Origin of the sequence: Cryobacterium sp. BB307 (assembly GCF_012274275.1) — a bacterium.
GTDB lineage: Bacteria > Actinomycetota > Actinomycetes > Actinomycetales > Microbacteriaceae > Terrimesophilobacter.
In genome coordinates this window covers 332,630-352,233 of sequence record NZ_JAANZA010000003.1, presented here as the reverse complement: position 1 = coordinate 352,233, position 19,604 = coordinate 332,630, and the positions used below count along the sequence as shown (strand labels likewise).

21 protein-coding genes are annotated in these 19,604 nt (G+C 67.1%); 15 read left to right on the top strand and 6 right to left on the bottom strand.

Translation table 11 applies throughout. The features are described 5' to 3' along the window. Positions 1-347: 347 nt before the first annotated feature. Genes HGK58_RS13240 through HGK58_RS13225 form a run of 4 tightly spaced genes read left to right on the top strand, consistent with a single transcriptional unit; the run spans position 348 to position 4,297 of the window. Positions 348-1,388 carry a 4-hydroxy-3-methylbut-2-enyl diphosphate reductase gene (locus HGK58_RS13240; RefSeq protein ID WP_168628165.1) on the top strand — a complete coding sequence of 347 codons (1,041 nt, stop codon included), beginning with the start codon at positions 348-350 and terminating at the stop codon, positions 1,386-1,388. Beyond that, complete coding sequence (locus tag HGK58_RS13235) at positions 1,385-1,924, top strand: DUF6264 family protein (protein WP_168628078.1); 540 nt, start codon at positions 1,385-1,387, stop codon at positions 1,922-1,924. The genes HGK58_RS13240 and HGK58_RS13235 overlap by 4 nt, the downstream gene beginning before the upstream one ends. Positions 1,925-1,959: 35 nt before the next feature. Further along, complete coding sequence (locus HGK58_RS13230) at positions 1,960-3,171, top strand: ATP-binding protein (protein ID WP_168628077.1); 1,212 nt, start codon at positions 1,960-1,962, stop codon at positions 3,169-3,171. Beyond that, on the top strand, positions 3,164-4,297 hold the full coding sequence (locus HGK58_RS13225) for a hypothetical protein (RefSeq protein WP_168628076.1): 1,134 nt from the start codon (positions 3,164-3,166) through the stop codon (positions 4,295-4,297). The genes HGK58_RS13230 and HGK58_RS13225 overlap by 8 nt, the downstream gene beginning before the upstream one ends. Positions 4,298-4,437: 140 nt before the next feature. Here HGK58_RS13225 and fbaA read toward each other — a convergent pair whose 3' ends face one another. Further along, on the bottom strand, positions 4,438-5,463 hold the full coding sequence (gene fbaA, locus HGK58_RS13220) for a class II fructose-bisphosphate aldolase (protein ID WP_168628075.1): 1,026 nt from the start codon (positions 5,461-5,463) through the stop codon (positions 4,438-4,440). A gap of 221 nt (positions 5,464-5,684) precedes the next feature. On the opposite strand from fbaA, the gene glpX reads away from it, so the two are divergent. Beyond that, positions 5,685-6,623, top strand: a complete 939-nt coding sequence (glpX, locus tag HGK58_RS13215) for a class II fructose-bisphosphatase (RefSeq protein WP_168628164.1) — start codon at positions 5,685-5,687, stop codon at positions 6,621-6,623. 86 nt (positions 6,624-6,709) lie between these two features. On the opposite strand, the gene HGK58_RS13210 is transcribed toward glpX, so the two are convergent. Both HGK58_RS13210 and rmuC read right to left on the bottom strand, forming a co-directional pair. Next, complete coding sequence (locus HGK58_RS13210; RefSeq protein WP_168628074.1) at positions 6,710-7,204, bottom strand: DUF2087 domain-containing protein; 495 nt, start codon at positions 7,202-7,204, stop codon at positions 6,710-6,712. A gap of 237 nt (positions 7,205-7,441) precedes the next feature. Continuing rightward, positions 7,442-8,752, bottom strand: coding sequence for a DNA recombination protein RmuC (rmuC, locus tag HGK58_RS13205; RefSeq protein ID WP_168628073.1), 1,311 nt, complete (start codon positions 8,750-8,752; stop codon positions 7,442-7,444). A gap of 72 nt (positions 8,753-8,824) precedes the next feature. Between rmuC and HGK58_RS13200 the strand changes: the two genes are divergently transcribed. Then, complete coding sequence (locus HGK58_RS13200; protein ID WP_168628072.1) at positions 8,825-9,739, top strand: LysR family transcriptional regulator; 915 nt, start codon at positions 8,825-8,827, stop codon at positions 9,737-9,739. Between the two features lie 108 nt (positions 9,740-9,847). Continuing rightward, on the top strand, positions 9,848-11,338 hold the full coding sequence (locus tag HGK58_RS13195) for a CoA-acylating methylmalonate-semialdehyde dehydrogenase (protein ID WP_210422946.1): 1,491 nt from the start codon (positions 9,848-9,850) through the stop codon (positions 11,336-11,338). 106 nt (positions 11,339-11,444) lie between these two features. Here the strand turns inward: HGK58_RS13195 and HGK58_RS13190 are convergent, their stop codons facing one another. After that, complete coding sequence (locus HGK58_RS13190) at positions 11,445-12,062, bottom strand: 3'-5' exonuclease (RefSeq protein ID WP_168628070.1); 618 nt, start codon at positions 12,060-12,062, stop codon at positions 11,445-11,447. Between the two features lie 100 nt (positions 12,063-12,162). Between HGK58_RS13190 and HGK58_RS13185 the strand changes: the two genes are divergently transcribed. The 8 genes from HGK58_RS13185 to HGK58_RS13150 all read left to right on the top strand — a co-directional run bounded on the left by HGK58_RS13185 (position 12,163) and on the right by HGK58_RS13150 (position 17,196). Continuing rightward, on the top strand, positions 12,163-12,900 hold the full coding sequence (locus HGK58_RS13185; protein ID WP_349236224.1) for a class I SAM-dependent methyltransferase: 738 nt from the start codon (positions 12,163-12,165) through the stop codon (positions 12,898-12,900). 23 nt (positions 12,901-12,923) lie between these two features. Next, positions 12,924-13,136, top strand: a complete 213-nt coding sequence (locus HGK58_RS13180) for a hypothetical protein (protein ID WP_168628069.1) — start codon at positions 12,924-12,926, stop codon at positions 13,134-13,136. A gap of 52 nt (positions 13,137-13,188) precedes the next feature. Beyond that, complete coding sequence (locus HGK58_RS13175; protein WP_168628068.1) at positions 13,189-13,728, top strand: hypothetical protein; 540 nt, start codon at positions 13,189-13,191, stop codon at positions 13,726-13,728. 27 nt (positions 13,729-13,755) lie between these two features. After that, the gene (ychF, locus tag HGK58_RS13170; RefSeq protein ID WP_168628067.1) at positions 13,756-14,832 is read left to right on the top strand and encodes a redox-regulated ATPase YchF; all 1,077 of its coding nucleotides are present in this window, start codon (positions 13,756-13,758) and stop codon (positions 14,830-14,832) included. 113 nt (positions 14,833-14,945) lie between these two features. After that, positions 14,946-15,284, top strand: coding sequence for a hypothetical protein (locus HGK58_RS13165; RefSeq protein ID WP_168628066.1), 339 nt, complete (start codon positions 14,946-14,948; stop codon positions 15,282-15,284). Positions 15,285-15,436: 152 nt separating this feature from the next. Beyond that, a complete protein-coding gene (locus tag HGK58_RS13160) occupies positions 15,437-16,039 on the top strand; it encodes a hypothetical protein (RefSeq protein WP_168628065.1) in 603 nt (200 codons plus the stop codon). Next, complete coding sequence (locus HGK58_RS13155) at positions 16,036-16,611, top strand: sigma-70 family RNA polymerase sigma factor (protein WP_168628064.1); 576 nt, start codon at positions 16,036-16,038, stop codon at positions 16,609-16,611. The genes HGK58_RS13160 and HGK58_RS13155 overlap by 4 nt, the downstream gene beginning before the upstream one ends. Before the next feature lie 108 nt (positions 16,612-16,719). After that, positions 16,720-17,196, top strand: a complete 477-nt coding sequence (locus tag HGK58_RS13150; protein ID WP_168628063.1) for a hypothetical protein — start codon at positions 16,720-16,722, stop codon at positions 17,194-17,196. Between the two features lie 55 nt (positions 17,197-17,251). Here the strand turns inward: HGK58_RS13150 and HGK58_RS13145 are convergent, their stop codons facing one another. Further along, complete coding sequence (locus HGK58_RS13145; protein WP_168628062.1) at positions 17,252-19,000, bottom strand: DUF2334 domain-containing protein; 1,749 nt, start codon at positions 18,998-19,000, stop codon at positions 17,252-17,254. Positions 19,001-19,103: 103 nt separating this feature from the next. After that, positions 19,104-19,583: a hypothetical protein gene (locus HGK58_RS13140; protein ID WP_210422944.1), complete on the bottom strand. Its 480-nt coding sequence runs from the start codon at positions 19,581-19,583 to the stop codon at positions 19,104-19,106. Positions 19,584-19,604: the final 21 nt, after the last annotated feature.

Here is a 19,604-nt window from a genome sequence, read left to right as displayed (position 1 = left end):
GGCTCGACCACCGAAAATGGGCCGACTGCGCCGCCGATTGCTGACCGCGCACCCATTTGAAGTGGCGCGCGGTCAACAAGCCGGCGCGCGGATGGCTGCCACTCAGTCCCGGGCGTACGCACTTCTGCCGTTCGCGCCCGCTCCGGACATCCGCGCCCTGCGCACCGGGCGCGGTTGTCCGGAACAGGCGCGGCACGGTCACCTGGGCGCGGAAGTCCGAAACGGTGCACCAGGTCCCGACGAGCACCCGCCACCCGGATCCGGCACCCAGCGACCCGCCAACCGCCTCGACCTAGACTGGAGGCGTGACAATCACGAACGGCGCGGTCACTCTTCAGACCCCGCGGATGCCGATCCAACGTGGCCGACTGGCCAATGTCGCGGTCGACGGACCCAAAAAGGTGCTGCTCGCCGCCCCGCGCGGCTACTGCGCCGGGGTTGATCGTGCCGTCGTTGCCGTAGAGAAGGCGCTGGAGCACTACGGCGCTCCGGTGTACGTCCGCAAGCAGATCGTCCACAACGTCCACGTCGTCTCCACGCTCGAGCGGCAAGGGGCGATCTTCGTCGACGAGGTGGACCAGGTCCCCGAGGGCTCGCACGTGGTGTTCTCCGCGCACGGGGTCTCCCCGGCCGTGGTAGCCGGAGCGCAGGAGCGCAACCTGCAGGCGATCGACGCGACCTGCCCGCTCGTCACCAAGGTGCACCGTGAGGCGGTGCGCTTCGCGCGCGACGACTACCAGATCCTCCTCATCGGACACGCCGGCCACGAAGAGGTCGAGGGCACCATGGGTCACGCGCCCGAGCGCACCATCCTCGTCAACGGACCGGAAGATGTCGACACCGTCGAAGTCGACAACCCTGACCACGTCGTCTGGCTTTCGCAGACGACCCTGAGCGTGGACGAGACGATGGAGACGGTGCGCCGGCTGCGGGAGCGCTTCCCCAACCTGCAGGACCCGCCCAGCGACGACATCTGCTACGCGACCCAGAACCGCCAGGTGGCGATCAAGAAGGTCGCGGCGGAATCGGATGTCGTCATCGTCGTCGGTTCCTCCAACTCGTCGAACTCGGTGCGGCTCGTCGAAGTCGCGCTCGAGTACGGCGCCAAGGCCGCGTACCGCGTCGACTACGCGGATGAGATCCAGCAGGACTGGCTGGACGGCGCGCGCACGATCGGGGTCAGCTCCGGCGCATCCGTTCCGGAAGTCCTCGTGCGCGAGGTGCTCGACCAGCTGTCCGACGCGGGCTACAACGACGTCGCCGAGGTCGTCACCGCAGAGGAGGACCTGATGTTCTCCCTGCCCAAGGAACTCCGCAAGGACCTGAACGGCAAGCAGGACGAGCGCGCCCTCGGCGGGCGCACGCGCCGTCTCGACTGGCAGAAATGAGCACCGATAGGCAGCGTCCCGAGTTCGGGGAGTACGCGACCCCGGCTGAGCAGCAGGCCGCCATTCGCGCATCCGGGGGCCGGATGCCGGAGCCCGCCACTCAGGAGGTGCACGAGGCGAAGTTGCCGATGACCCGCCCCGTGCTGCCGGAGACCACTGGGGCAGGGCTGGCCAACCGCTTCTTCACTGTCATGCTGCTCGCGGTCGGCGTGATCAGCGTGTTCCAGTCGGCGCCCGGCTATCTCGCGCTCGGCGACACCGTGCAGACTCTGTACACGCAGCAGGGCATCGGCGACTACAAGCCGACCGAGCTGACCGCGGTGCTCGGCGTCGTTGCGCTGGTGCTGCACGGCCTCATCTGGGCGGCGACCGCCTACTTCGCGGTGAGGCTGCTCATGCGGGGCAAGCAGTCCTGGTGGGTTCCGCTTGTCGGTGCGGTGGTGGGGATCGTGGCGGTCTCCATCGTCATCTCGGTGCTGCTCCTCGGCGATCCGGCGTTCATCGACTACATCACGTCGGCCGCCGTACCGGGCTAGCCGTCCCGCGCACTGCCCGCTAGTAGCATGTGCTCGTGCAAGCTGGACGCGTGCGGGTAGCGGTGCCACCACGTGATTTCGCTGCCACCGTCAGCGCACGCTCGATTGTGCGCGCGGGTTGGGCGATTGCCGCGGTCTACCTGCTCGTGGCCGCCCTCATCGCGCTCGACCTCGCGGTGGCCGGATCGGACCCCACCGGCGCGATAGTGCCCGTGCTGACTCTCGCCGCGACCGCCGCAACCCTGTTCCTGCTCGTCCTACGCCCGAATCGCGCTGGTGGCTCGCTGTTCCTAGGCATCGGCACCGTCGCGAACTTCGTCTACCAGGTGTCCCTGCTGACCGCAGAGCCGGAGCTGGCGACCGATGGCGCCTACTTGCTGAATCGGTTGTCGTGCGCGCTGGTGCTGGTCGGCCCGATCGGGCCTCGGCTGATCTCCGGCATCAGCTGGTGCTCGGCCGGCTTCGCGCTCGGCGCGCTCTCCACTGTCGCTGCCGCGCTCACCGCCGGTGCGCCGATCGCCTTCGGCAACGGCCCACTGCTCACCTGGATCCTGTATCTCATCATCATCGTGGTGCTGGACCGCATCCGGGAATCGCAACCCGGCCGGGTGCCGAATCTCGATGAACTGGAGGCGGAAACCGCTCGGCTCGCCGGGCAGCGGCAGCTCGAGGAGAAGGTCGCCGCCCTCGTTCACGACACCGTGCTGAATGACCTGAACGCGCTCGCCGCATCGCACGGGAGGCTCGACGCACGCGCCGCCGATCGCATCCGGAGCGACCTGGAGGCGCTCGCGGAGGCCAGCATCGCCAGCGAACCGACCGACGAGCACCCGAGCGACGGGTTGCGCGACGAGCTGCTCGCCGTCATCCGGGAGCTGCAGTGGCGCGGGCTGACCGTGGATGTGACCGGCGGCGACGCGGTGCACGTGCCGCTGACCAATGATGCCCTCGAGGCCACCGTTGGGGCGCTCACCGCGTGCCTCGACAATGTGCTCAAGCACGCCGGGGTGACCGAAGCGCAGGTCTACCTCGAGGCGAACGACGGCCGGCTGACCGTGATGGTGACGGATGACGGTGCGGGCTTCGACCCCCACGCGATTCCTGCCGACCGGCTCGGCATCCGCGGCTCGATCATCGGCCGGATCGAGGCTGCCGGCGGGCAGGTACGGCTCTGGTCCAGCCCGGGCAGCGGCACGTCGGTGATGATCGCGGTTCCGCTGGCGGAGGAGCGGGTGCCGGATGCGTGAGGAGTGGCGCCGGTCGCCGCACGAGGTGGACCCGCTGAGCTGGTTCACCGGACCGGTCGTCCCGCTCGTGTTCGCCGCTCTCGCCTGCGGGTACGGGCTGGTGACGATTGTCTCCGAGCTGGAGTCCACCCCGCGCGCGTGGCTGCAGCTCCTCGCGCTCGGCAGTTGCGTGGCCGCCTGCTCGCTCGTGTTCGTGATGACCCGACCGCAGCGGGGGGCGTTCACGCCGCGCCGGACCCTGGTGCCGCTCGCGTTCGCATGGGCGGGGCTGTTCCTCTCCGCGTTCGGCTACGTCGATGCCGAGATCCGGATCGAGCACTGGTGGACCAGCCTCATCGCCGCGTTCGCGCTCGCGTCGCTGACTCCCTATACGTCGGCCTACCGGATGCTGTGGATCGGCGGTACCACGACCCTCGTGACCGCCGCGGCCGGCGCGCTCGTGTACTCCGACCAGGACGGCGTCTGGCCGCCCGCGTCCCGACTGGTCATCGCGGCGGCGCCGCCGCTGATCGCCACCGTGGGCGGGGTGGTCTTCCAGCAGCAGTGCGTGCTGCGGGTGCTGCGCTGGGCGGGGCGGCGCTCGCGGTCGCCGATCTCGAGTCAGCTGCTCGGCGAGTCCGTGCGGTTGCGCCTGCTGCGCTCGGAGCTGACCGGCATCCGGATGCGCGTTGCCCCTGTGCTCGAGCGCGTCGCGGCGAGCGGGCAGGCAACGGAAGCGGACCGGGCCGAGGCGGCCGTGCTGGCGCGGGCGCTGCGCGAGGAGCTGGTGGAGCGGTCCAACCGCAGTTGGCTTGACTCGATCGCGCGCGGGCGCCGGATGACCGTCGTCGACCCGGAAAACCTGGCCGACCTGATGACGCCGTACCAGCGCGCTGCGCTGCACGGGCTGGTGCGCGCGGTGCTGGACGACCCGAGCCTTGACCGCCCGCAGCTCATGATCGAGCTGCGGGACGAAGTGGACGGCAGCGTCGCTGTCGCGATGAGCATCGACGTGCACCTGCCGGAGGGGCGACGCGTGACCCTGCTCGCACCGCACTACCTGACCCTGAAGACCGCGGTGCACGACCTCAGCTGGCAGGGAGGCGAACGCATCCGGTTGCGGTTCCGGGTGTCCCCCGACGACTGACGCCGTGCCGCTCCTAGTTGAACGCCGCGCCGGTTTGTTGACCGCGCGCCGGATTAAGCCCGCGCGCGGTCAACAAACGGCGGCGCGGTTAGCCCGAGCAGCGCGTCCGGCCGACAGTGCCCGGCCCGCGAGCGACCGGCTCAGCCGATCGACTGGCCCGCTGAACCGAGGTGCTGGGTCGACTCCACCACACGCCGCGCCATCGCCGACTCGGCGACCTTCCCCCACGCGCGCGGGTCGTAGATCTTCTTGCTGCCCACCTCGCCGTCGATCTTGAACACGCTGTCGTAGTTTTTCAGCATGTAGTCGGCGATCGAGCTAGTGAACGCGTACTGGGTGTCGGTGTCGATGTTCATCTTGATGACGCCGTTGCGCACCGCGGTTGCGATCTCCTCGTCGCTCGAGCCGGAACCGCCGTGGAACACCAGATCGAGTGGATTGGTGCCGTTGCCGTACTTCTTGGCAATACCCTGCTGGATCTCACCGAGGATTTCCGGGCGCAGCTTGACGTTCCCCGGCTTGTACACGCCGTGCACGTTGCCGAAGGTCAGCGCCGCCATGTACCGCCCGTTCTCGCCGAGACCGAGTGCCTCGACCATGACCTCGGCATCCTCGAGCGTCGTGTAGAGCTTCTCGTTGATCTCATGGCTGACGCCGTCCTCCTCGCCGCCGACCACACCGATCTCGACCTCGAGGATCGAGTTGATGTTCTTCATCCGGGGCAGCAGGTCCCTCGCGATCTGCACGTTCTCCTCGAGCGGCACTGCGGAGCCGTCCCACATGTGCGACTGGAAGATCGGGTTGCCGCCGGCGCGTACCTGCTCCTCGGATGCCTGGATCAGCGGCATCACGAACCCGTCAAGGGCGTCCTTCGGGCAGTGGTCGGTGTGCAGGGCGATGTTGATCGGATAGTTCTTGGCGGCCTCGGTGGCGAATGCGGCGAACGCGAGAGCGCCAGATGCGCGGGCCTTGACGCTCTGGCCGGCGAAGTAGTCGGCGCCACCGGTCGAGACCTGGATGATGCCGTCGGAACCGGCTTCGGCGAGGCCCTGGAGCACCGCGTTGACGGTCTGGGATGACGAGACATTGAATGCCGGGTAGGCGAATCCGTTGGACTTGGCCTTGTCGAGCATTTCGGCGTACTGATCCGGGGTGGCGACGGGCATTGCATCTCCTTCTACGCAGACGGTCGTGCCCCGAGTCTATTGAGTGGTCATGGTGAGAGCACTGGGCGCATGCTGTAAAGCGCGCTCAACTTGCCTCTCGGCGAAAGTTACTGAGTTCTTTCGGGCGCTCTGCCCGTGAGGAACCCGCAATCTGTCAATAGGGTTGCCGTGTGAGCGCAGATACAGCCGACAAGATCAAACAGCCCGACCGCAACCTCGCCATGGAGTTGGTGCGCGCGACAGAAGCGGCGTCGATCCGCGCCTGGCCGTACATCGGCAAGGGAGACAAGCTCGCGGCGGACGGTGCCGCGGTGGATGCGATGCGCAAGTTCCTCGGCACGGTCGAGTTCGACGGTCTGATCGTGATCGGCGAGGGCGAGAAGGACAAGGCGCCGATGCTGTTCAACGGCGAGCTCGTCGGCAACGGCGAGGGCCCGGCGTGCGACATCGCGGTCGACCCGATCGACGGGACGTCGCTCACCGCGGCGGGGCGACAGAACGCGCTGTCGGTGCTCGCGGTCTCCGAGCGCGGGACGATGCTGGATGCGTCATCCGTGTTCTATATGGACAAGATCGTCACCGGGCCGGAAGGGCACGGTGTCATCGACATCGACCAGTCGATCGGGGACAACATCCGGGAGCTGGCGAAAGCCAAGGGCAAGGAGCCGAGCGACATTATCGTCGCCGTGCTGGACCGGCCCCGCCATATCGGGCTGATCGATGAGATTCGTGCTGCCGGCGCCGGCACCCGGCTCATGCTGGACGGCGATGTGGCCGGTGGCATCAACGCGGCACGCTACGGGTCGCGCATCGACCTGTGCGTCGGCATCGGCGGCAGCCCCGAGGGCATCACGACCGCGTGCGCGATCAAGGCGCTTGGTGGTTTCATGCAGGGGCGCCTCGCGCCGGGCGACGACGCTGAGCGGCAGCGCGCGATCGCGGCCGGACTGGATGTCGACGCGAAGCTCAGCCTGGACGACATGGTCAAGGGCAACAACACCTTCTTCGTCGCGACAGGCGTCACCAACGGTGAGCTGGTCGCGGGCGTGCAGCGCAAGGGGCCGATCATCCACACCGAGAGCATCATCCTGCGCTCGAAGTCGGGCACCATCCGTCGGGTTTCGGCGGATCACCTGGTCTCGAAGTGGTTGGACGAGTAGGCCGCTAGCGCTGCGGATGCGCGTGCCACGAGACCCTCGCGCGGGTGCACCTTCCGCGCGCTGGTCGAATTCGACCCGCGGATGACTCAGGCGCGGTCGGTCGGGGCGGTCCGCGCGTAGGACGTTCCGGATGGCGTGCGCTCGAGCAGCCGGGCATCCACGAGGTAGCGCCTCAGGGTTGCGAAGTCGTCCGTCAGCTCCGCAAGCCGTTCGTTGACCTCGGACTCGGTGAGCACCTCATCCGGTGTCACCGCCGTTCCAACCGCCCAGCGCAGCACCTCCAGGCGCTCCGTGGGACGTGCCGGGTACTGGGCGATCCGCCCGTCGACGATGAACCGGTCGACCCCTTCCTTACGCGGTTCGGCGGCTTCGGCAAGCAGGTCGGCGAAGACTGTCGGGTTGGTGCGTGGGGTTCCGGATGCGTCGGGCTCGATCAGTCCGGCTGTCGCCAGTGTTCGGATGGCCCTGTCGCGCTTGGCGACACTTGGCGCTGCCGTTTCCGCGGCGACCAGTTCCGCGTAGACGCGCCTGGCATCCGGATTCGCGAGGGCGGCAGCTACACGCCTCCACTGATTCGACATGCCTTCGATCGTAGGCGGGCTCGATCCGCCCAAGCGCGCCTCGTGCGGACATCCGCGCCCCGCGGACCTGGCGCGAATGTCCGGAACGGGCGCGGGGGAGCGAAAGGCCCGCGGATGTCCGGAACGGGCGCGTATGGTGCATCCGGGGTTGGCGGGGTGTGAGCGCGGCCCGATTGTGCGAGAGCACCGGATATTGCACGCGCTCTCGCACATTCGCGCGGCGTTCGCCGGCCGCGGTCAGTCAGCCGCGTCGGCAGCGCCCACCGCGGTCAGCTCGAACGCGGTCAGCTCGCGCGGCGCCTCCTCGATGCCGGTGAGGGTGCCGAGCACGCGCGACTCGTCCAGCGCGCTGAGCTTGCGAGCGCTCGGCAGCACCTGGCGCTCCATCGAGCCGACGAATGCGTTGTAGTCCTTGACGCTGCGCTCGATCGAACGCCCCAGCTTCTCGATGTGGTCGGACAGCCGGGACAGGCGCCCGTACAGTTCGCGGCTGAGGTCGAACAGCAGCTTGGCATCCTCGGTCAGCACGTTCTGCTGCCAACTGAACGCCACCGTCTTCAGCACCGACCACAGCGTCACCGGCGACGCGAGGGCGACCCGCTTGCCGAACGCGTAGTCCATGATCGCCGGGTCGGCTTCCATCGCGCTCGACACCAGCGACTCGCTCGGGATGAACGCGATCACCAGCTCGGGCGACGCATCCAGCCCCGCGTAGTACGCCTTGCTGGCCAGCGCGTCGATGTGCGACCGCATCGCCTTGACGTGCTGACCGAGCAGCGCCTCCCGCTTGGCGCCCTCGTCGCCGGTCGCGGTCACCGGGATCTGGCTCGCCTCCAGGTAGGCGTTGAACGGCACCTTCGCGTCAACTGCGATGTTCTTGCCTCCGGGCAGGTGCACGACCATGTCGGGGCGGCCGACCCCGGCATCCGAACTCACCTGCGACTGCACGTCGAAGTCGACCCGCTCGATCAGCCCGGCCGCCTGCACGACGTTCCGCAGCTGCGTCTCGCCCCACACGCCGCGCGTGCTGTTGCTCTTGAGCGCGGATGCGAGCGCCTCGGCGGTGCTGCGCAGTCGCTCCTCCGACTCGGTCGCCGACTTCAGCTGCTGCGACAGCTCGCCGTGCTGGCGCTCCCGCTGAGTCTCGAGCTCGGTGACCTTGTGCTGCATGGTGCGCAGGGTCTCCTGCACCGGGGTCAGCAGCTGCAGCACCTTGCTCTCGGCGCGCTCGCGCTCCGCCTGCGCCTGCTGCTCGGCACGCTGCCGCTCGGCCAGCTCCCGCTGCTGGGTCTGGAGGGACACCACCTGCTCGCGCAACGCATCCGCGGTCGCCTGCACCGACGCCAGCTCGCTGCCGAGGGCGGCCTGCGCGGCCAGCTCCTGCGCGCGGAGCTCGGCCAGCGCCGCCTGGTGCTGCGCCTGGAGCACCGCCGGGTCGGCACCGTTGGCAGTGCCGGCCGAGCGCGAGCGCACCACCAGTGCGCCGACGACCGTACCGATTGCGAGTCCGACGACGAGTCCGAGGAGAAGAGCGATGATCGGGTCCATGGACCCAGTGTCTCAGCGGCCTCGGACATCGGCGGTCACATCCGTCGGCGTGCGGCGTCCTAAAGTTGGCTCATGACCCGTGGCACACCCAGCGAGGTGAGCGTCGATGACATCCGGTTCCTGCTGGCCGTCGCGCGCACCGGCCGGCTGGTGACGGCCGGCTCGCTCCTCGGCGTCGACCACACCACGGTGCGGCGGCGCATCAGCCGCCTCGAGCAGTCCCTCGGCACTCGCTTGCTCGACCGCGGCGCCGACGGATGGGAGCTCACCGCCATCGGCCGCGAGATCACGTCCCGCGCGGCAGGCATCGAGCAGATCGTCGAGCAGGTGCTGGCCGCCGCGTCGGGCGGCGCCGGCCGGGCGCTTGGCACGGTGCGTGTGGTCGCTCCGGATGCGTTCGGTGCGGCGATCGCGGCACCCGCCCTGACGAGGGTGCGGGATGAGCATCCGGGCATCACGATCGAGCTCGTCACCTCGACCCGTCCGCTCAGCCTGCGCAGCTCGGGCTTCGATCTGGCGGTCACCATCGGCGGCGCCTCCAGCGTGCACCTGCCGCTCGAGCCGCTCGCCGAGTACGCGCTGCGCCTCTATGCGTCGCAGTCCTACCTGGACGCGCATCCGCCGATCCGCTCGCTCGCCGACCTGCACGCGCATCCGCTTGTCTACTACGTCGACGCGCTGCTGACGGTGCGCGACCTCGACCTGGTGCCGGTGCTCGGCGGCCACGTCGGATTCGGGTCGACGAACGTGTTCGCCCAGCTCGAGGCGACCCGTCGCGGCGCCGGGATCGGCCTGCTGCACGCGTTCATGGCCGAACCGGATGCGGCGCTGGTGCCTGTGCTGCCGCGTGAGGTCGACATCCGGCTGCAGTACTCACTGGCCGGCCGCCGCGACAACCTCATGCTCGAGCCAGTCGCGATCGTGCGTGAGGCGTTGCACCGCGAAGTGCGGGAGCGCAGCCACGAGTTGGTGCCGCCCGTGCGCTGAGGCGTGCACAAACGCACACGCACAGTGCGCCTTCTCTCCTTGAATGCAGACTCGCGGCCGAGCAGACTGGGTGCAAGGCACTTCAATGACGAGAAAGCACGGTTAGTGATGACCATCCTCAACCACTGGGTTTCCGGTCGCCCGTTCGAGGGCGAATCCACCCGCACCGCGCCGGTGTTCAACCCGGCGCTCGGCACCACGTCCAAGGAGGTGCGGATGGCCACCGCTGGCGATGTCAGCGATGCCGTCGCCTCCGCTCAGGCCGCTTTCCCAGCGTGGGCAGAGACCTCGCTCGCGAAGCGCCAGGCGATCCTCTTCAACTACCGCGAGCTGCTCAACGCCCGCCGCGACGAGCTCGCGCAGATCCTGACCTCCGAGCACGGCAAGGTGCTTTCGGATGCGCACGGCGAGATCTCGCGCGGCCTAGAGGTCGTCGAATTCGCGGTCGGCATCCCTCATCTCCTCAAGGGCGAGTACAGCGAGAACGTCTCCACCGGTGTCGACGTCTACACGACGCGCGAACCGCTCGGCGTGGTCGGCATCATCAGCCCGTTCAACTTCCCGGCGATGGTGCCGCTGTGGTACTTCCCGCTCGCGATCGCGGCGGGCAACACCGTGGTGCTGAAGCCGAGCGAGAAGGACCCGAGCGCATCCGACTGGCTCGCCCGTCTCTTCACCGAGGCCGGTCTGCCGGAGGGCGTGCTCAACGTCGTGCATGGCGACAAGGTCGCGGTGGATGCGATCCTCGAGCATCCGGACGTCAAGGCGATCTCGTTCGTCGGCTCCACTCCGATCGCGAAGTACATCTACGAGACCGCGGCCAAGCACGGCAAGCGCGTGCAGGCTCTCGGCGGCGCGAAGAACCACATGCTGGTGCTTCCGGATGCCGACCTCGACCTGGCCGCGGACGCCGCCGTCAACGCGGGCTTCGGCTCGGCGGGCGAGCGCTGCATGGCGATCAGTGCGCTGATCGCGGTGGACACCATCGCGGACGAGCTCATCGCAAAGATCGGCGAGCGGATGAAGGGGCTGAGGACCGGCGACGGGATGCGCGGCACCGACATGGGCCCGCTCATCACGCGCGAGCACCGGGACAAGGTCAAGAGCTACATCGACTCGGTGAACGGTGACGGCGCCGAGCTGGTCGTCGATGGCCGCGACCCCGAGGTCGACGGCGAGCCGGACGGGTTCTGGCTCGGTCCGACCCTGATCGACAAGGTGCCGGCGACATCGAAGATCTACCAGGACGAGATCTTCGGCCCGGTGCTGTCGGTGCTGCGTGTCGGCAGCTTCGAGGAGGGTGTCGAGCTCATCAACTCGAGCCCGTACGGCAACGGCACCGCGATCTTCACCAACGACGGTGGTGCCGCACGGCGCTTCCAGCGCGAGGTGTCGGTAGGCATGGTCGGCATCAACGTGCCGATCCCGGTCCCGGTCGCGTACCACTCGTTCGGCGGCTGGAAAGCGTCGTTCTTCGGCGACACCAAGGCATACGGCCCGGATGGGGTGCGCTTCTTCACGCAGGAGAAGGCAGTGACCCGCCGCTGGCTCGACCCGTCGCACGGTGGCATCAACCTGGGCTTCCCGGAGCACAACTAGGCACGCTTAACCCGTCTCAAGGAGACTTCGGTCACCGGAGCATCCGGATGCCCCAAACAGGGCGCTTGAAGCCAAAATTCCTTGAGACGGGTTAAGGCCCAAGGCCTCAGCTGAGCGCCATGCTCCCGGTGCGCTCGGCGGCCGCGGTGAGGGCGCCGACGCCGATCGCGCCCATCCGCACCCCGGCGATCTGCGCGAGGTGCGCGACGTCGAGCGCGTCGTGCCGCTTCGCCGCGTGCACCACGATGGCCGCGCACGCTTCGGCGTCGGCGAGCGCGTTGTGGTGGTCGAAGTCCTCGAATCCGGCAGCCATCGCCGCGACCGGCAGTCGGTACGAGTCAAGGTTGTAGGTACGGCGCGCCACCTGCAGGCTGCACAGGTACTCGAAGTCCGGGCAGGCGATCAGGCTCGCCGCACACGCCGACTTGATGACGCCCATGTCGAAGCCGGCGTTGTGGGCGACCAGCGGATCTCCGTCGGCGAAGGCGATCAGGTCGGGGAGTTGCAGCTCCCACAGCGGCGCGTCCGCGACATCCGTCGGCGTGATGCCGTGGATGCGCACGTTCCACTCGTTGAAGTGGTCGACACCCAGCGGAGGCTTGATGAACCAGCCGGTCTTGTCGACCACCTTGCCGTCGCGCACCTTCACCAAACCGACCGAACAGGCGGATGCCGGGCTCCCGTTAGCGGTTTCGAAGTCGATTGCGGTGAAGTTCAGTGCCATGGGCGCATCGTCTCACGGGCCTCGGACGCCACAGGAAGCGACGCCCCGCTCACCTGCGGATCGGCGGCGGAACGGCGCCCCGATACGCAACGATGGTGTCGTGACGAAACAGCAACCGTTGTCTCAATCCTTCGGCCGGGCATCCGGCAGCTACGAGCGCGCCCGCCCGGGTTACCCGGAGGAGGCGGTCGCCTGGCTGCTCGACGATTCACCCAAGCGGGTTGCCGACATCGGCGCCGGCACCGGCAAGCTCACCCGCCAGCTGGTGGCAGACGGTCGCGAGGTGGTCGCGGTGGACCCGGATGCCGAGATGCTGCGCAGCCTGCACGACGCGGTGCCCGGGGTCCCCACCTTCGTCGGCTCGGCCGAGCGACTGCCGTTGCCGGATGCGAGCGTCGACACGGCCCTGTTCGCGCAGGCGTGGCACTGGGTGGAACCGGTGGCCGCCTCGGCCGAGGTGGGCAGAGTGGTGCGACCCGGCGGTCGGCTCGGACTCATCTGGAACGTGCGCGACGAGAGCGTCGAATGGGTCCGGCGGTTCGGCGAGATCTGCCACGTGAGCGTCGCGGAGCGCATGATCACGAACGGCGACACCATCGTGCACGAACCGTTCGGCGTGCTCGAGGAGAAGACATTCCACTGGGCCAAGCCGTTCTCGGCCGACGGCATCCTGGATCTAGCCCGCTCGCGCAGCTTCTACATCGGGGCGGACGCCGCAAACCAAGAGCGCATCGACCGCGAGCTGCGCGAACTGACCGACGCCCTGCCCGAGCTGGCCGACAGCGGCACCATCGACCTGCCGTATGTGACGCACGCTTACCGAGCCGTTCGCCTGTAGCGTCGGGGTCGAGGGGGGTCCGGATGCGCGCTCGCAGGCTGCTGGCGACGGTCACCATTGCGGTGGGTGCGCTGCTGGTGACCGGCTGCGTGGCGCCAATGGAACGCCCGCCGGTGTTCGACCTCTTCAGCGGTGAGCAGCGCACCGTTGACCGATTGCCTCATGCGCTTGTTACCTGGGTGAGCCTGCTTCAGGGCACATCGCGCATGCTGGGCGAGGTTGAGGGCTACCGCTAGCTACTACCTTGTGCTGCAAAGCATGCCGTTGGACCAGCCGTACTGCGTCGCCGTGACTGACGTAACCGGTGCACTCACGACGTTCGCCTGTGGGAGCGATACCGTCGCCGCCGAGATGCAGCAGGGTCCTGGTTTCGTGTTCACAGTGGAGCCGCAGGCAGCTTCGAACGGCCTGGGCTGGTTGCAGCTGAACCCCCACTTCCAGGTGAGCAGACCGAAGTACCGCCTGGGAATGCCGCAGCCCGCGATCTTCGATAGGGAGCAGGGGGTTTGGGATCTTCTCGCCGACGACTCACCTTCACTGGACCATGTGGTGCCCGAATCGACGCGCATGCTTGGCGAGTTCATGGGATACCGCTTCTTCGCCGCGCGCTCGTCGCATTCGGCTGCGCAATTCTGCGTGATCCTGGCCTACGTGGACGGCCAGGAAATCTCGTCGATGTGCGGGGGCGGGATCCTCGGCTACGAGGGCGGCCAGGGCGAACCGAACTTCGAGTTCTCGCCGGCAGGTTTTCCGCCGGACATCAGTCGCCCGGGATGGTTCCTGCTGGGCGACCACCTGTTCATTGAGGACCCGTTCGCAAAGCCCTGACCCGCCGCACCGGTACGATTGACCCCCGTGGCTCTCACTATCGCGATCGTCGGTCTCCCGAACGTCGGCAAGTCAACCCTGTTCAATGCACTGACGAAGAACACGGTGCTCGCCGCGAACTACCCGTTCGCGACGATCGAGCCGAACATCGGCGTGGTCAACCTGCCCGACCCGCGTCTGGACACGCTCGCCGGAATCTTCGGCTCCGAGCGCATCCTGCCGGCCCCGGTCTCCTTCGTCGACATCGCCGGCATCGTGAAGGGCGCCAGCGAGGGGGAGGGGCTCGGCAACAAGTTCCTTGCGAACATCCGGGAGGCGGATGCGATCGCGCAGGTCATCCGCGGATTCAGCGATTCGGATGTGGTTCACGTCGACGGCGAGGTCGACCCGGCCAGCGACATGGAGACGATCAACACCGAGCTGATCCTCGCCGACCTGCAGACCCTCGAGAAGGCGATCGCGCGGTACGAGAAGGATGTGCGCGGCAAGAAGGTCGAGCCGGTCGTGCTGGAGACCGCGCAGAAGGCGGCCGAGGTGCTCAACGCGGGGACGTTGCTGTCGGCATCCGGGCTGGACATCGAGCCGATCCGCGAACTCGGCCTGCTCACCGCCAAGCCGTTCATCTTCGTCTTCAACGTCGACGAGGACGTGCTGATGGACGAAAACAAGAAGAAGGAACTCGCCGACCTGGTCGCGCCGGTGAAGGCCGTGTTCCTGGATGCGAAGCTCGAGAGCGAGCTCATCGACCTGGATGCGGATGATGCCAAGGAGCTCCTGGAGAGCACCGGGCAGAGCGAGAGCGGGCTGGACCAGCTTGCGCGCATCGGCTTCGACACTCTCGGGCTGCAGACCTACCTGACCGCCGGGCCGAAGGAGGCTCGCGCGTGGACGATCGGCAAGGGCTGGAAGGCGCCGCAGGCGGCCGGCGTGATCCACACAGACTTCGAGAAGGGCTTCATCAAGGCCGAGGTGATCTCGTTCGGTGACCTGGTCGAGACCGGCTCGGTCGCCGAGGCGCGCGCGAAGGGCAAGGCCCGTATGGAGGGCAAGGACTACATCATGCAGGACGGCGACGTGGTGGAGTTCCGCTTCTCACGTGCATGACGGATTAGCACAATAGGACGCCCGGCAGCCTGGCGACGGGGCGACGCCACTTATTTTGGGCACGAGTTCTTTTCCTAGACAGAAGTGATTCGCCGCGGCTAGCGTCGGTCAGCATGGTCGGCACACCCCTCGAGCGTCGGATAATCCGTCTCTCCCCGGACTATTCCCGCGACTGGCCGCTCTGGGAGGAATCCACACCGACGCGGGACTTCGGTTACACGACCTCGCCCGAGATGTACGGGCTGTCCGACGAACTGTCTCAGGACATAGCCCGGTGGAACGCATTTTGGGAGTCCCACTTCGAGCCTTTCGAGGGGTGGGATTCGGACGAGAGCCGCGAGCGTTGGCGTCTTGATGGCCGGGGGATCGTGGCACGGCTGCGGAAGGAGGTCGCGTCCTTCGCAGACGTACAGTACGAGCCGTGGCCGCTCGAAGTCAGCGGCGAGCAGTAGTGGAGTTCCGTTACGGTGGTGGCCCAATGTGCGACCACTCAGGATCTGTTTCGTGCGCCTCGCGCACGGATCCAGAACGTTGCCCTCACTGTTTTGGGACGCTTCCGCCCGATTCGACATGTTCTGAGTAAGAGCAGAAATCGAGGTGTGAAATGGACCTGCTGCACAAGTCGCTTGAAGAGGCCGATCCGGCGCGTGGGGAACAGGACGACGAAGCGCGAGAGCTTATTTTGCGCATGTCCGTGGAGGCCGAGCGCGCGATTTTCCAAAAGGCCCCAATCCGGTGGTGGAAGAACCCCAAGGTGATCGTCCCACTGTCGATTGCAGGGGTGATTGCTCTGACGGGGGCAGCTGCGCTTGCCATGCCAATCCGATTGTGGGTTGGCGGTCAAGAGGTGGAACTTGATGGCGAGATCCCGATCATCTACACAACCGACACCGGCGTCTTCGTCCACTGCACATATGGGATCCATTTCGGTGATCCGGCGGAAAGGACGGCAGTCGACGAACGCGCAGCTCAGTTCATGAAGAACCACGACTGGACTGGAATTGGGCAGCGCATCTACGACGAAGCAATCGCGAACCCATTTGTTCCGGGCCCGAACGACGACTTCCAGACAGACAGTCAGCAGATCCGCGACATGTTCTCGTTCCAGCAAGCAATGCATCTCATTTGGACGGAGATCCCCGACGACATAGATGGGGCAGTGCGGGAGGCCGGGGGCGCCTCGGACTGCAAGGGACAGCTCCGATGACACGACCTCGTCAGCTACCGGCGGCTCTTCGCGACTGGGTCGAAATTGTCGTGCAAGACAACGCGGGCGATGTCCTGCGGTACTTGCGGCGACGTACAGGCAATCCCGAGGACGCCGCGGATCTTCTTGGGAAGGTGCTGTTGGCGCTGTGGGAAGCCGGCGGAAAGGTCCCGACGACGGATGAGGGGGCGCGGATGTGGTGCTTTGGCATCGCCCGCAACGTTGTGCGCGAGTACTACCGACACGGTGTCAAACACACGGAGTTAGCGAGCGCCCTGCGTGATCGGATGAGCGAGATCGCGGCCCGAGGAAACGCCGCCGATGACGCCGCGGAGTCAGCGATGAAAGTGCGAGAGATCCGGGACGCCCTTGGTGCCCTGGACGCCCGCTCCCGCGAACTCGTCGTCTTGCTTCATTGGGACGGGTTCAGCATCGCCGAAGCTGCTCGTCATCTCGGGATGAACGAATCCACCGCTCGCACACGCTACTCACGGGCACGCCAACGACTCGCCACACTCGTGGCTCCGCCGGAATCAGTCGATGCCTGGCACACATCGCCGATCACGACATAGCCGCGGGGTCGAGTACAAACCCGCAACTTCGGAGTGGCGACCTGGTCGATCTCCGTTCTCAAGCACATCTGTGGAGAAGGAGAAGTAGCGAGACGATAGGTTGAGTTCATGTGGCGGAGGTACTGGCGGGCGGCTGCATGGGCCGTCCCAACCGGTGCCGCAATCGGTATCGCGATCTACCTCGCGATTTACCTAACCGGGAACTCCGCCTACCGAACCTATGGCGGGTGGGGCGCGTTCTTCCACGCGCTCGCTGGTGGATGCGTGATCGGCGCGGTCACAGCACTCGCGGGCGTGGTCGGTGGCGCACTCTCCCTCGTGATTTGGGATCGCAAGCTTCTGCGATCTGCCGGCTCTCGCAAGGCTGTCGGCAGCATCGGCGCGGCCGGGGGCGCGGCGCTTTTCTGGCTCTGTGTCGGCCTGGTCAGCGCACTCGTCTCACCGACGGACTGGTCCTGGTTCGGAGTGACAGGCATCTTCATGGCTGTCGCGGCCCCAATAACGTGGATCGCCGCTGACACGCTCATCGGTCGTGCCGAGGAGAGGGCCGAACGGGACGGTGTGGAGTTCCGCTTCAACGTTTAGCAGCACGATCCTTTTTATCGGAAACAGCTCAACGAGTACCCCGGCCGCCCGTTCCTCATCTCAGGTCGCCGACCGGGACGAACGTGTAGCCGAGGTCCTTGATGCCGGTGACCGTCTGCTCGAGCGAGTCCAGGCTCAGGTAGGGATGGAAGAAGAAGCTGGCCGTGGACTCTCTGACGACCAGGTGCGCCTCGGCCCGTTGAATGATGAACTCCGGATCCCGGATGGCGTGGTTGTTCTGCTCCGTCTCGGTGATGTTGCCGAGGTTCTCGGGGTACACCGTGGTGCCGTAGATGTCGTGGACGGTGTACGGGAAGTGCTGGCTGTAGTAGGACGCCGGGGTGATCTCCTCACCCGAGATCATGCCGGCGTAGTAGTCGGACTGTTCGTATCGTGCGTCGTACACCTCAGCGATCGCGGCATAGGCGTTGACGGACGCCGCGTAGTGGGGAGTTTCGAAGATCGTCGGTGCGCCCAGGCCGGCGTCGATCATCACCTGCCGGCCGTGCTCGATCCGGGCGACGTGCTGCTCGACACTGTCCTCCGCGACCGGGCCGATCTTGGTGATGTAGGACTCGGCCTCGCACTCCCTGAACTCGTGGGGCGGCCGGGCGGTCTCCGTGCAGCCGTACTGGTAGAACTCGTAGTCCTCGCCCGTTCGGCCGCTGTACGGATTGTCGAGGGTGCCGTACTGGTGGCTGGTGCCGTGCTGGATGAGGGTTCCGCCCCGGGCCTGCATGTACTTCAGTGCGTCGACCACTTGCGGGGTATCGAGCAGGCTGAGCCCGTACCATCCGTCCTTGTCCGGGGTGCGGGCCACGTGCACGGGCATGACTGCTACCTGGAAGGGCACCCCTGCATCGTGCAAGTAGTCGGCGACCTTCCGCAGATCGTTGGGATCGGCTTCGGGGCCTACATCCTCCAAGCGCAAAGCAGCTTGCCGCACCGGTTCCGTCCCCGGCGCGAGCAGGTCGTAGTACAGATCCGAGAAGATCAGATAGAGGTCGTTCTGGTCGATGTAGTTGAGGGGCACCTCGGCCAGGTAGGTGAGGTGGCCTGAGCGGACGGCCCAGGCCGGTGCCGTCGTCGATGGTTCGCCGGAGACGTCACACGGAACAGGGTGCTGCGGGTCACCGCATACGACAGTCGCGAGGACCTGGGCCTTGCCCGGGTCCACGACGCGCGGACTGTAGACGGTGTCGGAGTTCAGTTTGTTACGGTGCACGGAGCGGTCCTCGTAGGAGACGGCTTCCACCTGCTCGGTGGTCACCTCCAGAGGGGCGGTGGGGTCCCAGCCGTACCGGGACACGAAATCCTCGGTGGAGTCCGGCTCGTAGCCGACGAGGTCGTCGATGTTCTGCTCCACCCAGAGCACGGGCACGGTGCCCTCTCGGACGTCGGTGAGGAAGGCCTCCGGCGGGGAGGCTGAGTAGTCCGTTCCGAGGTAGACGACGGCGTCGAAGTCCTCCATCGTGTCCGCGGTGTAGTCGCCCACGACCGCGACCTCGGCCTCGCCGAAGTGCGTGGCCAGGTTCCCGGCGGCAATGCTGTAGAGCTCCGCGTCCTCCGGAGCGGTACCGGTGCCGTCGTAGAGCACCAGCGTGCGCGCCCCGCCCGGTCGGCCGAAGCGCGGTGAGAACGTGGCGGTCTTCCCCTCCGACACGTCGGCTCCGGATTTCGTCACCGTCGTGTAGCGCTGAGCCAGCGGTGAGTTCTCCCCGTTGACGAGGCTGTCGTCGGTGAGGCCGAATACGGCGCCGGCGGCGACCAAGGGCAAGGAAATCAGGGCGGTCACCCACCCCATGCGTCCTCTCCTCGACAACTGGTACTGCTTCTCCATGGCTCTTCCTCGGGGTGTGGGTGACGACGGCTCCGTGGACCGGTGTGAAGCCCGCGTGCGGCGGTTCTCAGGCGACGGGGACGGCTGCTGCCCAGTCATGGAACTCCTGCACGGTGTCGTCGTGTCCGTAGTGGCGGGCCAGGGCCCGGACGGTCCGCTCGGCGGCGTGACCGTCGCCGTATGGATTGAGCGCCCTCGCCATGCGCTGGTAGGTCCGTTCGTCCTCGATGAGGGTGGACACCGCGTCGACGATTTCTCCCCACGACTCGCGGCGGTGTGCCGTCACGAGCACCACGGGACGTCCGGCCGCCAGTCGCGCGCCCTGCGCGGGGTTCTCGATCCTCGGCCGGGAGGCGACGGTGATGAACAGGGCATCGATGACCGAGTTGCCCGTCACCACGATCGAGCCGGGAGTGATGTTGTCCCGGTCCGGGACGATGCCGAAGGACTGGTTGACCTGGTCCAGCATCTCGCGGTGCTGGCCCGTGACGACCACGCGGACCTCGAAGCGCGGATCGTCGCGCAGCGCGATCACGAGAGGTGCCATCTTGATGGCCTCGGGCCGTGT

What these genes read in the sequence shown, in the direction of transcription:
- HGK58_RS13195 (WP_210422946.1), top strand. Translation starts at nt 9,848, where the DNA reads ATGACCATCCTCAACCACTGGGTTTCCGGTCGCCCGTTCGAGGGCGAA.
- glpX (WP_168628164.1), top strand. Translation starts at nt 5,685, where the DNA reads ATGGAGTTGGTGCGCGCGACAGAAGCGGCGTCGATCCGCGCCTGGCCG.
- HGK58_RS13155 (WP_168628064.1), top strand. Translation starts at nt 16,036, where the DNA reads ATGACACGACCTCGTCAGCTACCGGCGGCTCTTCGCGACTGGGTCGAA.
- HGK58_RS13235 (WP_168628078.1), top strand. Translation starts at nt 1,385, where the DNA reads ATGAGCACCGATAGGCAGCGTCCCGAGTTCGGGGAGTACGCGACCCCG.
- HGK58_RS13160 (WP_168628065.1), top strand. Translation starts at nt 15,437, where the DNA reads ATGGACCTGCTGCACAAGTCGCTTGAAGAGGCCGATCCGGCGCGTGGG.
- rmuC (WP_168628073.1), bottom strand. Translation starts at nt 8,752, where the DNA reads ATGGACCCGATCATCGCTCTTCTCCTCGGACTCGTCGTCGGACTCGCA.
- HGK58_RS13225 (WP_168628076.1), top strand. Translation starts at nt 3,164, where the DNA reads ATGCGTGAGGAGTGGCGCCGGTCGCCGCACGAGGTGGACCCGCTGAGC.
- HGK58_RS13240 (WP_168628165.1), top strand. Translation starts at nt 348, where the DNA reads ATGCCGATCCAACGTGGCCGACTGGCCAATGTCGCGGTCGACGGACCC.
- HGK58_RS13165 (WP_168628066.1), top strand. Translation starts at nt 14,946, where the DNA reads ATGGTCGGCACACCCCTCGAGCGTCGGATAATCCGTCTCTCCCCGGAC.
- HGK58_RS13190 (WP_168628070.1), bottom strand. Translation starts at nt 12,062, where the DNA reads ATGGCACTGAACTTCACCGCAATCGACTTCGAAACCGCTAACGGGAGC.
- HGK58_RS13180 (WP_168628069.1), top strand. Translation starts at nt 12,924, where the DNA reads ATGCGCGCTCGCAGGCTGCTGGCGACGGTCACCATTGCGGTGGGTGCG.
- HGK58_RS13210 (WP_168628074.1), bottom strand. Translation starts at nt 7,204, where the DNA reads ATGTCGAATCAGTGGAGGCGTGTAGCTGCCGCCCTCGCGAATCCGGAT.
- HGK58_RS13150 (WP_168628063.1), top strand. Translation starts at nt 16,720, where the DNA reads ATGTGGCGGAGGTACTGGCGGGCGGCTGCATGGGCCGTCCCAACCGGT.
- HGK58_RS13145 (WP_168628062.1), bottom strand. Translation starts at nt 19,000, where the DNA reads ATGGGGTGGGTGACCGCCCTGATTTCCTTGCCCTTGGTCGCCGCCGGC.
- HGK58_RS13140 (WP_210422944.1), bottom strand. Translation starts at nt 19,583, where the DNA reads ATGGCACCTCTCGTGATCGCGCTGCGCGACGATCCGCGCTTCGAGGTC.
- fbaA (WP_168628075.1), bottom strand. Translation starts at nt 5,463, where the DNA reads ATGCCCGTCGCCACCCCGGATCAGTACGCCGAAATGCTCGACAAGGCC.
- HGK58_RS13200 (WP_168628072.1), top strand. Translation starts at nt 8,825, where the DNA reads ATGACCCGTGGCACACCCAGCGAGGTGAGCGTCGATGACATCCGGTTC.